This is a genomic window from Nocardia colli (assembly GCF_008704205.1).
GTDB classification, from domain to species: Bacteria; Actinomycetota; Actinomycetes; order Mycobacteriales; family Mycobacteriaceae; genus Nocardia; species Nocardia colli.
The window spans coordinates 1-14,696 of record NZ_VXLC01000001.1; the positions used below are offsets into that span (position 1 = coordinate 1).

The following is a 14,696-nucleotide window of genomic DNA, read 5'->3' on the forward strand; positions in this document are numbered from 1 at the left end:
GATGATCCGGATCCAACGGCACATAAGCACCACCCGCGACGCTCACCGCGTACATACCGACAACCAGATCGATCGACCGGCGCATACCGAGAGCGACCATCGAGTCCGGGCCCACACCCAGCGAGATCAGATGACGCGCAAGACGATTCACCCGCGCCGAGAACTCGGCATAGGACAGACTCGTCCCCTCGAACGTCAAAGCGGTGGCATCCGGCGTCCGAGCGACCTGCGCCTCGAACATCGACACCAACGTCGCCGACTCATCCACCGCATACGCGGTGGCATTCCAGGCGCTCAGCGAGGCCCGCTCGCCGTCGATCAGCAGATCGATATCGCCGACGACCGTCGTCGGGTCCGCGACGACCGCGTCGAGCACCAGCCGCAGACGAGTCGCGATCATCTCGACCGTTGCCGCATCGAACAGATCGGTCGCGTACTCGAGTACCGCGGCAAGCCCACCCGGGCCGGCTTCTGTCACAGTCAGCTGTAGATCGAACTTCGCTGTGTTCGTGTCGATCTCGATCCGCGACGCCGCGAGCCCGGCCAATTCGATGGACTCTTGCGCGGTGTTCTGGAAGTCGAGCATTACTTGGAACAGCGGGTGCCGTGCCGCAGAGCGTTGCGGCCGCAGGACCTCCACCAGTCGCTCGAACGGGACGTCGGCGTGCGCGAATGCGGCCAGGTCGTCATCGCGAATGGCGGCGAGCAGTGCCGTGAACGACAGCTCCGGCGGTACCTGGGCTCGTAGCACCAGCGTGTTGACGAACATGCCGACCAGGTCGTCCAGCGCTCGCGCGCCACGTCCGGCCACCGGCGTACCGATCGCGATATCGTGCTGACCAGACAGTTTCGTCAGCAGCGTCGCGAACGCAGCATGCACCACCATGAACAGCGACGCATTCGCCGCCTCGGCGATCCCCCGCAACCGCCGGTGCGTCGCCGCGTCGATGGTGAAGGCATGACGGGCACCACGACCCGAAGCGAGCGCCGGACGCGGGCGGTCGGTCGGCAAGGTCAGCGCGTCCGGCAATCCGTCGAGCGCGGTCGACCAGTACCGGATCTGCCCGGCCAGCACGGACTCCGGATCGTCCTCGGATCCCAATGTCTCCCGCTGCCACAGCGTGTAGTCGGCGTACTGCACCGGCAGCGGTGACCAGTCCGGTTCCCTACCGGCACGACGAGCCGCGTAGGCGCGCATGAGATCGCGGGTCAACACCGCGATGGACCAGCCGTCCGCACTGAGGTGGTGCATCGCGACGATCAGCACATGTTCGTCGGAACCGTTGCGCAGCAGGGTCAGTCGAACCGGCGGCTCCCGATCCACCTGAAACGGTGCCACCGCGGCGGCATCGAGGTGCCCGGCAAGATCGGCTGCATCGATCTCCTGAGGCTCCAGGACGACAGATAACTCGTCGACCGCCGAGATCTCTTGGTGCGGAATACCCTCGGCTGCTGGATAACTGGTGCGCAACGCCTCATGCCTGGCGAACACGTCGGTGACCGCCGCCGCGAATTCCGCGTATTCGAGCGCGCCACGTAGCCGAACCGCGGCGACCAGATTGTTCGCCACCGAGTCGGCGTCGAACTGGTGCAGAAACCACATCCGTTGCTGCGCATAGGACAACGGCACGTGCTCCGGACGTTCCGATGTAGTCAGCTCGCGCCGTGCTCGCACCGAACTGGATGCGGCCAGGTGGGCGGCCAGCGCTCCGACGACCGGGTACTCGAACAGCATCCGCACCGGCGCATCGACATTCAGCTCCGCGGCGATCCGGGCCGCGATCTGCGTGGCGACCAACGAGTTCCCGCCGAGCGCGAAGAAGTCGTCGTCCAGCCCCACCAGATCGAGTCCCAGCACCTGCCCGAAGATCGCGGCGACGACCCGCTCGGCGGCCGTGACCGGCGCTCGAAACGCCTTGGCGGCAATGACCGGATCCGGCAGCGCCTGACGATCCAACTTGCCCGAAGCACTCAACGGCATGGCCGGCAACGACACGTACGCGGTCGGCACCATGTACGAGGGCAGTGCGGCCCGCAACCGTGCTTCGAGCGCCGGCGCATCAACCTCTGTCACCACGTACGCGACGAGCAATTCGCCTGCCGGGTGGGCGAATACCCGCACCGCCGCGGCACGCACCTCGGCCGATGCCAGCAGCGCGGCCTCGATCTCGCCCAGTTCGATCCGCTGCCCACGCAGCTTCACCTGAAAATCACTGCGCCCCAGATACTCCAGCGCACCCGCTCGGTTCCGCCGGACCAGATCGCCAGTGCGATACATGCGCGCCCCGGCCGGCCCGTACGGATTCGCCACGAACCGTTCAGCACTCAGGTCCGCGCGCCCGTGGTAACCGCGCGCCACCTGAACACCCGACAGATATAGCTCACCGATCACGTTGCCGGGCACCGGACGCAGCCGCGTATCGAGGACCAGCACATGGCTGTCGAGTACCGGACCACCGATCGGCACCGGCCCGGACGCTGCGGGGTCGACCGGCGCGTGCGTCGCGTGCACGGTGAATTCCGTAGGGCCGTACAGGTTGTACAACCTCGCGGAACTGACCGCGCCGAACGTCGCGGCAGCTTCGCCGGTCATCGCTTCACCGGCAACCAGCACAATGCGTAGCGACCCGAGCGCAGTTGCCGATACGGCATCGGCGAATACGGTCAACATCGACGGCACGAACGACGTCATCGTGACCCTGTGGGTGGCAATGACCTCCGCGAGATAGGCGCTGTCCCGATGCCCGTCGTGCTCCGCGACCACCACCCGAGCACCCCGAGCCAACGGAGCGAACAACTCCCACACCGACACGTCGAACGTCGCCGGGGTCTTGAACAACACGACGTCACACGGCCCGATGCCGTACTCGCCCGCGATCCAGGTGATCTGGTTCACCGCCGAAGAGTGCTGAACCGCCACACCTTTCGGCCGCCCAGTGGACCCGGAGGTGAAGATGACATACGCGGTGTTCGCCGACCGGAGCGGCGCCGGCCGATCCGCATCGGTCACCGGCGCATTCGAATACCTGGCGTAGTCGAGGACATCGACGGCGATGGCGTCCCCCGCCCACCCATCACCGGATCGGGTCAGAACGCAGACCGGACGAGCCGAAGCGACAACATGCTCGATCCGCGCCCTCGGCTGATCCGGATCGACCGGAACGTACGCGCCGCCCGCGGTCAGCACCGCGTACACCGCGACCACCAACTCGACAGACCGGCGCATACCCAGCACCACAAGTGCTTCCGGCCCGACCCCCGCCTCGATCAGCACCCGCGCGAGCCGGTTGACGTCCGCCGCCAACTCCGCGTACGTCAGCGCACGATCGCCCTCGACCACCGCGATCGCGTCCGGCGTCCGCCGCACCTGCGCCTCGAAGGCGGTGAGCAAGGTCCCCGCACCAGCCTGCCGAGCATCCCGCCCACATTCGATGGCCCTGCGGGCACCCGCGGCGTCGAGCAGCGGCAGATCGCCCACCGCGGTGTCGGCGTCGTCGATGATCGCCCGCAGAAATCGCACGAACCACTGCGCGTAGTCGGCGATGGTGGATTCGTCGAATAGATCCGTGGCGTAGGTGAATTCCGCCCGGATCCCCGCCGGTGCCGAACCTTCCCTGAGTCCGGCACCGGCGAAGCCTTCCGTGACCGCCGAGCTTGCGGCAACCTCCGAGCTTCCGGTCACCGTCGCGTGCTCGGTCACCGTCAGCAGGAGGTCGAACTTGGTCACTCCGGTGTCCAGGGTACTGGTCAGCACCGACATGTCGGGCAGTTCGAACGCGATTGCCTCCGCATTGTCGAAGGCGAGCATTACCTGAAACAGCGGATGCCGTGCTTGCGAGCGTGCCGGGTTGATGGCCTCGACTAGCTGCTCGAACGGGAGTTCGGCGTGTCCGAGGGCGGCGAGGTCGGCCTCCCGGACCCGGGCGAGCAGGGTCGCGACGGGGTCTGCGAAGTCGATCGTGGTCCGCAGCACCAGCGTGTTGACGAACATCCCGACGAGGTCGTCCAGCGCCCGGTCGCCGCGTCCCGCGACCGGGGTGCCGATCACGATGTCGGTGTTGCCGGACAACCGCGCCAGCAACGCCGCCAGCGCGGCGTGCAGCACCATGAACGTCGAAACACCGTGAGCGCGTGCGCGGTCTGCGATCCCGGCGTGCACCGGGCCGGGCAGTTCGAAGCCGAACACCGCGCCACGCCCGGAACTCACCGCGGGCCGCGGCCGGTCGGCGGGCAGATCGAGCTGATCGGGAGCGCCGGCCAGCGTCTCGGTCCAGAACGCCAACTGGTCGGGATAGGCCGATGATTCGAGCAGCTCCCGCTGCCAGAGGCTGTAGTCCGCGTACTGCACCGGCAGCGGCGCCCAGTCGGGCGCGGCACCGCCCTGCCGGGCGCCGTAGGCGATCATCACGTCGCGGGCCAGCACCCGCAGCGAAAGGCCGTCGGCGGCAATGTGATGCAGCACCAGCGCCAAGGCGCAGCTGCCGTCGTCCAGCACGAACACCCGCGCCCGGATCGGGATCTCGCGTTCCACATCGAAGCCGCGCGCCGCGAACTCGGCCAGCTCGGCGTCGAGTTCGTCCGCGCCGATCGATTCCGGCGCGTCGCTCACCGCGGCGACCGACAACACCACCTGCCGCGCCGCCGCGCCGGTGGCATCACCGGGCAGCAGCGCGGGGAAGATGGTGCGCAGCACCTCGTGCCGGGCCACGACATCATCGAGCGCGCGGCGCAGCGCCGCGATATCGACCGCGCCGCGCAGCCGGACCACGAACGGCATGTTGTAAGCCGCGCCCGCCCGCTCGAATCGGTTCAGGAACCAGATCCGCTGCTGTGCGGGTGAGAGCGGAACCAGCGGCGGCCGTGGCCGTGCCCGCAGCTGCGCGACCACGGGCGCGCCGCCGGATCCACCCGCCCGCTCGATCAGTTCGGCGAGGCCGGACACCGTTGGGGCGGTGAACACCTCGCGAACTCCGAGCAGGCAGCCGAGGTCGGTGCCGAGCCGGGCGGCGACCTGGGTCGCGACCAAGCTGTTGCCACCGAGGGCGAAGAAGTCGTCGGTGCGGCCGACCGGTGCGCGGCCGAGCACCTCGCCGAATACGCGGGCCACCGCCTGCTCGGTGGGCGTCGTCGGCGCGTGATACTCCGCGCTCGGCCGGACCGGGGCAGGCAGCGCCGATCGGTCCAGCTTGCCGGAGGCGTTGACCGGCAGCGTGTCGAGCACCATGTAGGTCGCCGGCACCATGTAGCCGGGTAGCGCACGTGCCGCGGCGGCGCGCAGCTGCGCGGAATGCACGGTCCCGGGCTCGGATTCGACGACGTAGGCGACGAGCTGCTCGCCGATTCCGGCGTCGTCACGCACCACGACGACCGCGCGGACCACCGAATCGACCGCGCCGAGCACGGATTCGATCTCGCCGAGCTCGATCCGCAGCCCGCGCAGCTTCACCTGGAAGTCGGTGCGGCCCAGGTATTCGAGCTGGCCGCGAGTGGTCCAGCGGACCAGATCGCCGGTGCGGTACATCCGATTGCCGGTCGCGGGCCCGCCGAACGGATCCGCGACGAACCGCGCCGCGGTCAGTCCCGGCTGCGCCACGTAACCCCGGGCGAGCTGTACCCCCGACAGATACAGCTCACCCGGCGCCCCGACCGGAACCGGCCGCAGCCGCGAATCGAGGACATAGAGCCTGGTATTGAATACCGGCGCGCCGATCGGCACCGAGAGGGTATCGGTGTCGATCACTTCGTGAAAGGTCACGTCGACCGCGGCCTCGGTCGGACCGTACAGGTTGTGCAGCCGGGCGCCGGTCGATACCCGCAGCCGCTGGGCGAGCGCGGCGGGCAGCGCCTCACCGGAGGCGAACACCGAGCGCAACGTGGTCCGGCGGGCGAAGTCGTGGTTCGCCAGGAACGCCTCGAGCATGGACGGCACGAAATGCGCTGTGGTGACGCCGTACTCGGCGATCACCTCGCGGAGGTAGGCCGGGTCGCGATGCCCGTCGGGATGCGCGAGCACCAGCGTCGCGCCGATCTGCAACGGCCAGAAGAACTCCCAGACCGAGACGTCGAAGGTCGCCGGAGTCTTCTGCAACACAACATCTTCGGTGCTCAGCCGGTAGGCGCTCTGCATCCAGACGAGCCGGTTCACGATCGCCTGATGGGTGATCGCCACGCCCTTCGGCAGGCCGGTGGAGCCCGAGGTGAAGATCACATACGCGGGGTGTTCCGAACGCAGCGCGGCGGTGCGCTCGCGATCCCACACGCGGCCCACGGAATAGGTCGCCTCGAGGTCGTTCAGCCGCAGCACCGGCGTCGCGGAGACCACGTCGTCCTCGGTGATCAGCACACACATCGGGCGCGCGAGCTCCAGGATGTGCGCGGTGCGCTCGGCCGGATGGTCCGGGTCCAGGGGCACGTAGGCGGCGCCGGCCGCGAGGATCGCGTAGATCGCGACCACGAGTTCGGGTGAACGCCTGATATGCAGCGCGACCAGGGTCTCCGGCCCGGCGCCGCGCGCGATCAGATGCCGTGCCAGCTGGTTACTGCGCGCGGACAATTCGGCGTAGGTCAGGTCCGCCGCGCCCGGGTATCGCACGGCGACCGCGTCCGGGGTGCGCGTGGCCTGCGCCTCGAACATCGCGACCAAGGTGGCCCTGGGCGCGGCGCCCGAGCATCGATCGGTCAGCACCGTGTTCACATCGAAGGCGGTGGCGTTCCAGATCCGGGTACTGACCTCGAGCTCCAGCTCGGTCGCGACCGGCACCTCGCTCATCGGTGTGCTCGCGTCGGTGCCGAGTAAACGCTCGAGGTAGCGGAGGAAACGGGCGTGGTGCCTGGCGATGTCGTCGGCGGTGTAGAGATTCGGGTTGGCCTCGAAATCCACGTGCACGCCGTCGCGTTCGCCGTAGTAGACGTTCAGGCTGAGATCTTCGACCGGACCGGTGGAGAGCACGCGGTAGTAGCCGACCGTATCGCCGAGGGCCAGGTCGTTACGGAACAGCATGATGTTTGCCAGCGGCCCGAACAGCGCGCGGCGTGTGGAGCCGCCGGCGTGCTCGGCATCGCGGCGGATGTCCTCGTGGCGGTAGCGCTGGTGGCGCAGCGCGCCGGTCACCTCGACCCTCGTCGCGCGCAGCAGCGCGCCCCAGGTGGTCTCGCCGATCGGGAGCCGCAGCGGCACGATGTTGGACAGCATGCCCGCCGAGCGCCGCAGCGCCGCCGTGGTGCGCGCGGTGACCGGGAGGCTGAGCACCGCCTCGTCACGGTCGGCCAGCCGGGCGAGGTACCCGGCGAACGCGGCGAGCAGTACTACCGCGGGCGTCGAATCCTGGCTCTCGGCAAGCAAATTCAGTCGCGCCACCTGGGCCGCCGACAGCGGTCGTCCGGCGATCAGGTTGCTCGCCGCGCGCGTCGCGGTGCGTCCGTCGAGGCTGGTCGCGCCGTCCAGCCCGGCGACTCGTTCGGCCCAGTGCGTGCGGTCGGTCGCCTGGCGGGCGCTGTCCCGGTAGTCGAGCTCGCCGGCGACCAGGTCCGCCATCGTGCTCGGTCGCACCGGCGTGGGTTCGGTGCCGCGCAGCCGGGCGGTATAGAGCTCGGCGATCCGCATCATGTTGGTCAGCGCGCCGTACCCGTCCAGCACGATGTGATGCACCCGCAGGTACCAGAAGTATCTGTGCTCGGCGATCCGCAGCACCGCGCCCGCGAACAGCCGATCGGTCAGCAGGTCGACCGGCGTGCTCGCGTCGGTGCGCATCCATTCGTGCGCGGCGGCCTCGGGGTCGGGTTGGGTGCGCAGGTCGATCAGCGGGATGTCGATCGAGAGCGCCGGGTCGACGCATTGGTAAGGCACACCGCCGGATTCGCCGAGCCGCACCAGCACCGATTCGAACTCCCGGCCCGCCTCGGTCGAGACCTGTTGCAGCAGGGCGGCATCCAGCTCGCCACGGACATCGACGTACTGCGCGATATTGATCGGCACATCCGGATCGAGCAGCTGCGCGTACCAGACGCCGAGCTGCGCGGGGGCGAGCGGAAACGACGCGGGGACCGCGGCCGCCGGCGGCCGCACACTGAACCGGCCCAACTCCGTACCGTGCACCAGAGCCTCCTAGATTTGCGAAACAACAGCTGGCCGAATGGTTTTGGGCAGCGCGAATAAGCCATGGCAGGGACGGGCTGAGCCCGCATGCATGGCGTCGACCAGCACAGGCGATTCGGTGAATGCGCGTAACGCGAAGCGTCACCGCGAGATCCGACAGATTTCCCGCCGTCGGCCCAACTCTTGCTCGATCCTCCAACTTCACTGCCGCTCGGCGGGCGTCGCGGCCATGTCGGCTACATCACACGGAGCTGATCCGTGCATTGCGAACACTAGGCGTTCGGTTAATAAAAAGGAACTTTTTCCCTCAAAAACTTCTGGTCACTTGTCCAGGACCACTACCAGGGCCGACGCGGCCAGACAGAAGTGTGTGCGCGACCACATCAAGGTCACGTTTGTGAGCTACCACACGTTCGGAAGTGCAGACTATGAGCCGGAACGTTGCATCCACGTTGCATCGGCGCCGAGCCGCCGATCGAGCACCCGGATCTTGGCCTCGATCTGCGCATACAGGGGCGAATCACGATCGACTGTCGCCCGGTAGGCGGCCCACGCGGCGGCGTCGTCGCGGCCCTCGGCGCCCGCGGTCCAGCGGCGCAGCACGCCGGAATCACCCGAACTCAGGACGGCGGTGCGCAGTCGCACCCGCAGTTCGTCGCGAATGTCGATAATCCCCGGCGCGGTCGAGCGCGGCAGGACCGGTCCGGCATAGAGCCGCAATGCCGCATCGACATCACCGGAGTCGAGCGCGGCCCGCAGCGCCTCCACATCGGTTGCGATATGGACGCGCAAACGGTAAGGGCGCGAACCGAATACGGTCGGGCCGACCACGCTGCGCAAGCGGGACACCGCGGCGCGGATGGTGCCGTTGTCCAGATCCGTGTCGTCGAGCAGCAGCGCGAGGTGATCGGCGCCGAGGCCCTCCAGGTGTTCGGTGAGCAGCAGCAGGATCTCGGCGTGCCGTTGCGACAACGGGACCCGGTCGCCCGCGACGCTCAATTGCGGCTGCCCGAGACCGAGCACCTCCAGACCCAGCCGGCCCGACGTCGGCGCGTCGAGCGCCTGGCCGCCCGGGGAACCGTGCCGGGTCGAGCGCATCGCGGCCAGCAGCAGATCCATTTCCGCGGCGGTCGCGGCGGCCTTGACCAGGGCGAGGATCTCCGGCTGGGCGACCCGCACGCCGCCGGCGATCATCAGCACGCCGACCAGCCTGCCGTCCGGATCATGCACCGGCGCAGCGGCTCCGGTGATCTGATGCATCCGGTGCAGGAAGTGTTCGGGGCCGTGGATCCAAGCGGCCCGGCCGGTGCGCACCACCAGGCCGACCGCGTTCGTGCCGATGCGGCGCTCGCTCAGATCGTCGCCGGCCCGCAGCCCGATCTCGGCGGCCGCGCCGACCTGATCCGGATTGCCGTGCACGGAGAGCACCCGGCCGAACTGATCGGCGACCACGACGATCAAACCCGTTCTGGCCGTGTCCTGTACGAGCAGTTTGTCGATCAGCGGCATCAGCGTGGCGATCGGGTGCGCCTCGCGATAGCGCTGCAGATCGGCGCCGCGCAGACCGCGCCCGTCCAGCGGATCCAGCGGATCGACGCCGCCGCGCACGCTGCGCAGCCAGGATTCGAGCACGGCAGGGCGCAACAATCCGGCAAGCTGGGTAAGCTGATCGCCACCCGCGCTAAGGTATCCGTGGGCCTGCGCGGCATAGGCCTCGAGCGCGCCGAGTTGCGTGCCGGGCTCGACGCCGTGCTGTGGGGGCCGCCCACCTGCAATGTTGCTGACCATTTGCCTTTCTTTCCGACCCAAACTGTACCGGCGGTGATACCGCGGCAAGGGCGGATGCCTGGGTTTGTCCGCCAGGTCACACCGTGTTTGTACCCCTTACAAATGTGACCTATCCGTCTTCCACATCACCGCCCGAGGTAGTCCGCGACGTTTTCCGCGATCATCACCGTGCTCGCCTGCGGGCCGCGGCTCAGCGGCACCGGGACGACGGAGAGATCGACCACCGACAAACCGGTCACTCCGTGCACTCGGCACAACTCGTCCACCACCGCCCGATCGTCGGTGGCGGGTCCCATTCGGCAGGTTCCGGACAGGTGTTGCGAGGTAGCCAGATTCGCGTGCAGCCACGCATCGGCGGCTTTCGAGGGCTGCGGCAGCGGGTCGGTGACCGGTTGCGCGGACATCCCGTGCAGCACCTCCGCGGCCGTCGCGACCGCGGCGCGCAGCCGGGTCCGATCGTGCTCGGCCGCGAGATACCGGTGCTCGATCACCGGCGGCACTGCCGGGTCGGCCGAGCGCAACCGCAGCACGCCTGCGGACTGCGGGCGCATGAGGGCGACGCCGAGGCGTCGAACGCCGGCGCTGAAAGCGGTCGTGTACGGCCGGATTTCGATGTCGTCCTGCTCCAGCACGTATTCCAGTGGGACGGTTGCCTGTTCGTCGGCGCCGAGCCGGTATTCGAGGCCGATCTCCGGGTGGTCGGTGAACCAGGCGCCGACCGGGGCGTCCTGCACGACCGGGATATCCAGGGCCCGGAGGTGTTCGGCGGCGCCGATGCCGGAACGCAGGAGCAGCGCGGCGGATTCGATCGCGCCCGCGCTGAGCACGATGCGGTCGGCCCAGATGGTCTCGGATCGGTTCTCCTGCACGACATCGATACCGACCGCATGAGCGCCACGAAAGCGGATGCGCAGCACCGACGTTGCGCCCTGAACCGTGAGGTTCGGCCGGGACAACGCGGGCAAGAGATATCCGGATGCCGCGCTGACCCGTTTACCGTCCTCGATATTGCACGGCACCGCGCCGACGCCATCGACAGCGCCGTGCGCTTCGTTCAGATCGGGTATCGCCGGAAAACCCAGTGCCGCACAGGCAGTCGCGAACCGTTCGCTCGACGCGACCGGATTCGCGCTGCGGCGCACCGGAATCGGGCCGGACCGTCCGTGCCACGGGCGATCACCGAAGTCGAGGTCGCGCTCCGAACGGCAGTACGCGAGCAGCACCGAATCGAACGACCACAGCTTCGACGGCCCGAGCGCACCGCTCCACGCCTCGAAGTCCGCGGCGGTGGCCCGCACGAAGTAGCTGCCGTTGACCGCGCCGGACCCGCCGATCACCTTGCCGCGCACGATGTTTGCGGTGACCGCGACGCCGTCGTCGGCCAGCGTGACCGGATAGCGCCACAGCCATGGCGCGTCCGCGCCGACCGGCAGGCGGGCGGCATCGAGCAGCTCCGCCGGGAATCCGGCCGGCGCGCGCCACATCGGCCCGGCCTCCAGCAGTCGAACGGTGTGGTCCGGATTCTCACTCAGCCGCGCCGCGAGCACGCAGCCCGCGGTTCCGCCTCCGACGATGAGCGTGTCGGTCATCCGAACCCTGTCCGATCAGTGTGACCGCGCCGATCAGTGTGACGGCGCAGTAGGTTTCAGCGATTCCGGGCTGCGCGCGCGGAACGCGCCCACCCAGAGGCCGGTGCCGTAGGCGATGTCGTCGAGCCGCTTGTACGCCACGTAACGCACCGGATCGAGGCCACCGGCATCGCGATGGGTGAACCAGTCGGCGAGGCCGTCCGCGACGGCCATGGTGATCGCGATCCGCCGAATGCGCCGCGAGGCAAGCATTGCCAGCAGGGTCACCGGCCAGTAGTGCCTGCACATCGCCGAGGCCAGCCGCCACAGCCCGGCGAAGAAACCGCGGGACAGGTAGATCGCGGCGATCCGCGTCGGGTTGTCCAGCTCGGCGAAGACCCGGCGTAGTCGGACCAGCGCGGTGACCAAGGTGATCACCCCGCCGATCAGTCCCCACTTCGACAGCGTGGCGAACAGGAACGCGGCCAGCATCGTCCAGGAGGGCAGCGACAACGGTGAGACCATCCCGGGATGGCGCTCGCCGAGCGGCGCAGCGCCCGTGCCGTAGAACATCTTTCGGCCGAACCAGGCGCGGAAGGAGACCCGGTGGTCGTGCGCGACGTGTGCGGCCGGCTCGTAGCGCAGCCGCCAACCGGCCTGCTCGAGCCGCCAGCACAGGTCGACGTCCTCGGCGACCAGCATCGACTCGTCGAAGCCGTCCTGCGCCAGCAGCGCCCGGCGGCGCACCAGCAGCGCGGCACTCGGCACGTAGGAGACCAGGCCGTGCGACTGTACGGCGGCCTCGCGCCGGCCCAGGTCCAACGAGGAGCGGGTGTGCTCGTAGCGGGCGAGGGCATTGGACTCCGGATCCAGCGCGACGATCCTGGGGGCGACCAGCGCCACCTCCGGGTCGCTGAAATGCCCGAGCATCACCTCGAGCCAGCCGCTGCGCGGCACCACGTCGGAATCGAGGAACGCGACGAAGTCGGTTGTCGCGGCCTTCAATCCGGCGTTGCGCGCGGCGGCGGGGCCCTGCTTCTCGTCGTGGCGCAGCACGGTCACCCGGCAGCGGGTGCCCCGGTCGCGCGGGATCTGCACCGGCTGGTCCGAGCCGTCGTCGACGACGATGACGTTGTGCCCGCGCAGTGCGGCGAGCAACCTGGCCAGTCCGTCGGGGTTGTTGTGCAGCGGCACGATGACGGTGACGTCCTCGGGGGACGGGAGCAGCCGGGGACGCGGGTTGGCAACTCCGGAGTCGAGCAGCCGTCTGGCAACGGTCGCGGACTTCGGGCCGGTCACCTCGAGGTACCCGTCGCCGATCATCTCGGCGGCCTCCGGGGCAAGTCGCAGCAACCGAGCGGGCGAGCCGCCGATCAGCACCCGCCCTCCGGAGTATGCGCGTACCCGTGGATCAATCCGCACCCCGAATCCGTCGGGCAGGCGATCATGGCGCATTCCTGGCATGCTAGGCGGAGATTCGCGCACAAGCATCATCCGTCCGGTTTAAAGGACAGAATTCCGCACGAATCCGGCACGCCGAGCCCCGCGACAGTCGTTGCGGCGGACGATGAAGCGCCGACTTCCGCTCGATTCCAGCATCCGGCAACGCGGCGGCAATCGGCCGGTCGTGACCGGAAGACCCCCGCCGCGCGGACGGCAGCATACGACTGGCTACTGCCGTGCATCAGGCCAGCGGACTCTCGTCGCAGGCGCGCGCCGGCGGACGTTCAGGCGGAAATACGCTCGGGCGCGTCACGGACAGGGTCAGCGGAACCGGCGCGGGTTTACGCGCGCCCGCCCTCGGCGTCACCCGCCGGGAGTGATCGACCGACGAGCGCGGGATCAACCGCGCGGTGTCGGCCAGCGCGGCCTCGCCGTAACCCTGGACGCATTCCGGGTCCGGCCCGTCGGCGGGCAGGCCGGTGAAGAACTTGGCCGCCATGCAGCCGCCGCGGCACGAGTCGTAGTGACTGCACGACGCGCACGCTCCGCCACCGCTCGGCTCGCGCAGCTCGGCGAAGAGCGCCGACTCGTGCCAGACCGTGCGAAAACCACCGTCGGACACCACATTTCCGGCATGGAACCGGTCGTGGATGGTGAACGGGCAGGCGTACACGTCGCCGAGCGGATCGACCAGGCAGACCACCCGGCCGGCGCCGCACATGTTCAATCCGGGCAGCGCCTCGCCGAACGCGGACAGGTGGAAGAACGAGTCGCCGGTGAGCACGCCCTCGCCGTTGCGCACCAGCCAGTCGTAGAGCACCCGCTGCTGCTCCTGGGTCGGATGCAGCTCGTCCCAGACGTCCGCGCCGCGACCGGACGGGCGCAGCCGGGTCAATCGCAAGGTGGCGCCGTACTTTTCGGCGATCGCCCGGAACTCGTCGAGCTGACCGATGTTGTGCCTGGTCGCCACGACGGACAGCTTCGCGTCCTGGAAGCCCGCCGCCGCAAGGTTTTCCAGCGCGCGGATGGCCATGTCGTAGGAGCCGGGTCCGCGCACCGCGTCGTTCACCGCGGCGTCGGCGCCGTCGAGTGAGATCTGTACGTCGACATAGTCGCTCGCGGCCAGCCGGGCGGCGACCTCCGGGGTGATCCGAACTCCGTTGGTGGAGAACTTCACTCCGACATGGTGCTCGGTCGCGTAGTCGACCAGCTCCCAGAAGTCCGGGCGCACAGTCGGTTCGCCGCCGCCGATGTTCACGTAGAAGATCTGCATGCGCTCGAACTCGTCGATCAGCGCCTTGCACTGTTCGGTGCTCAGCTCCCGCGGATCGCGGCGGCCGGACGAGGACAGGCAGTGCACGCACGACAGGTTGCAGGCGTAGGTCAGTTCCCAGGTCAGGCAAATCGGTGCGGCCAGACCGGTTTCGAACCGATCGATCAGGCGCACCGCCTTGTCGGACGACGGGACCACCCCCGCCGCCGACGACGCCGCGACCGAACGCACCGCGGCGGGCGCCTGCGGAGCGTCCGCGGGCGCACCGACGATCATGTCCGAATCGACCAGCTGGGTCAGCGCTTTCACGTATTGCGCGGAATTCGCGTCGGTGACGCCCGCCGCGCGCATGGCCGTGCGGGCCGAGGTGTGCTCCGGCAGCGACCGCACGATCTCGACGATCCGCGGACTCTTCAGGAAGGAGAGCTTGCGGGTGCCGAAGTGGTAGAGCAGCGCACCGAACGGTTCCGGCCGCAGGGCCACCCGCGGATGCAGCTGCCATCGGGTATCGAGATCGAGCATGGTCTCC

5 protein-coding genes are annotated in these 14,696 nt (G+C 68.8%); all 5 read right to left on the minus strand.

What is annotated here, in order from left to right; all coding sequences use genetic code 11:
• Positions 1 to 8,095, minus strand: an 8,095-nt coding sequence (locus F3087_RS00005) for a non-ribosomal peptide synthetase (RefSeq protein WP_223884744.1), incomplete at its 3' end; no start/stop codon positions are given.
• Between the two features lie 426 nt (positions 8,096 to 8,521).
• Positions 8,522 to 9,883: a GAF domain-containing protein gene (locus F3087_RS00010; RefSeq protein ID WP_150399695.1), complete on the minus strand. Its 1,362-nt coding sequence runs from the start codon at positions 9,881 to 9,883 to the stop codon at positions 8,522 to 8,524.
• A 125-nt stretch (positions 9,884 to 10,008) separates the two neighbouring features.
• The gene (gene mftG / locus F3087_RS00015) at positions 10,009 to 11,472 is read right to left on the minus strand and encodes a mycofactocin dehydrogenase MftG (protein WP_150399696.1); all 1,464 of its coding nucleotides are present in this window, start codon (positions 11,470 to 11,472) and stop codon (positions 10,009 to 10,011) included.
• 33 nt (positions 11,473 to 11,505) lie between these two features.
• Complete coding sequence (mftF, locus tag F3087_RS00020; RefSeq protein ID WP_150399697.1) at positions 11,506 to 12,906, minus strand: mycofactocin biosynthesis glycosyltransferase MftF; 1,401 nt, start codon at positions 12,904 to 12,906, stop codon at positions 11,506 to 11,508.
• Positions 12,907 to 13,135: 229 nt separating this feature from the next.
• Positions 13,136 to 14,689 (minus strand): mycofactocin radical SAM maturase, encoded by a 1,554-nt coding sequence (mftC, locus tag F3087_RS00025; RefSeq protein WP_150400801.1) that lies wholly within the window; start codon positions 14,687 to 14,689, stop codon positions 13,136 to 13,138.
• Between the last annotated feature and the right edge of the window lie 7 nt (positions 14,690 to 14,696).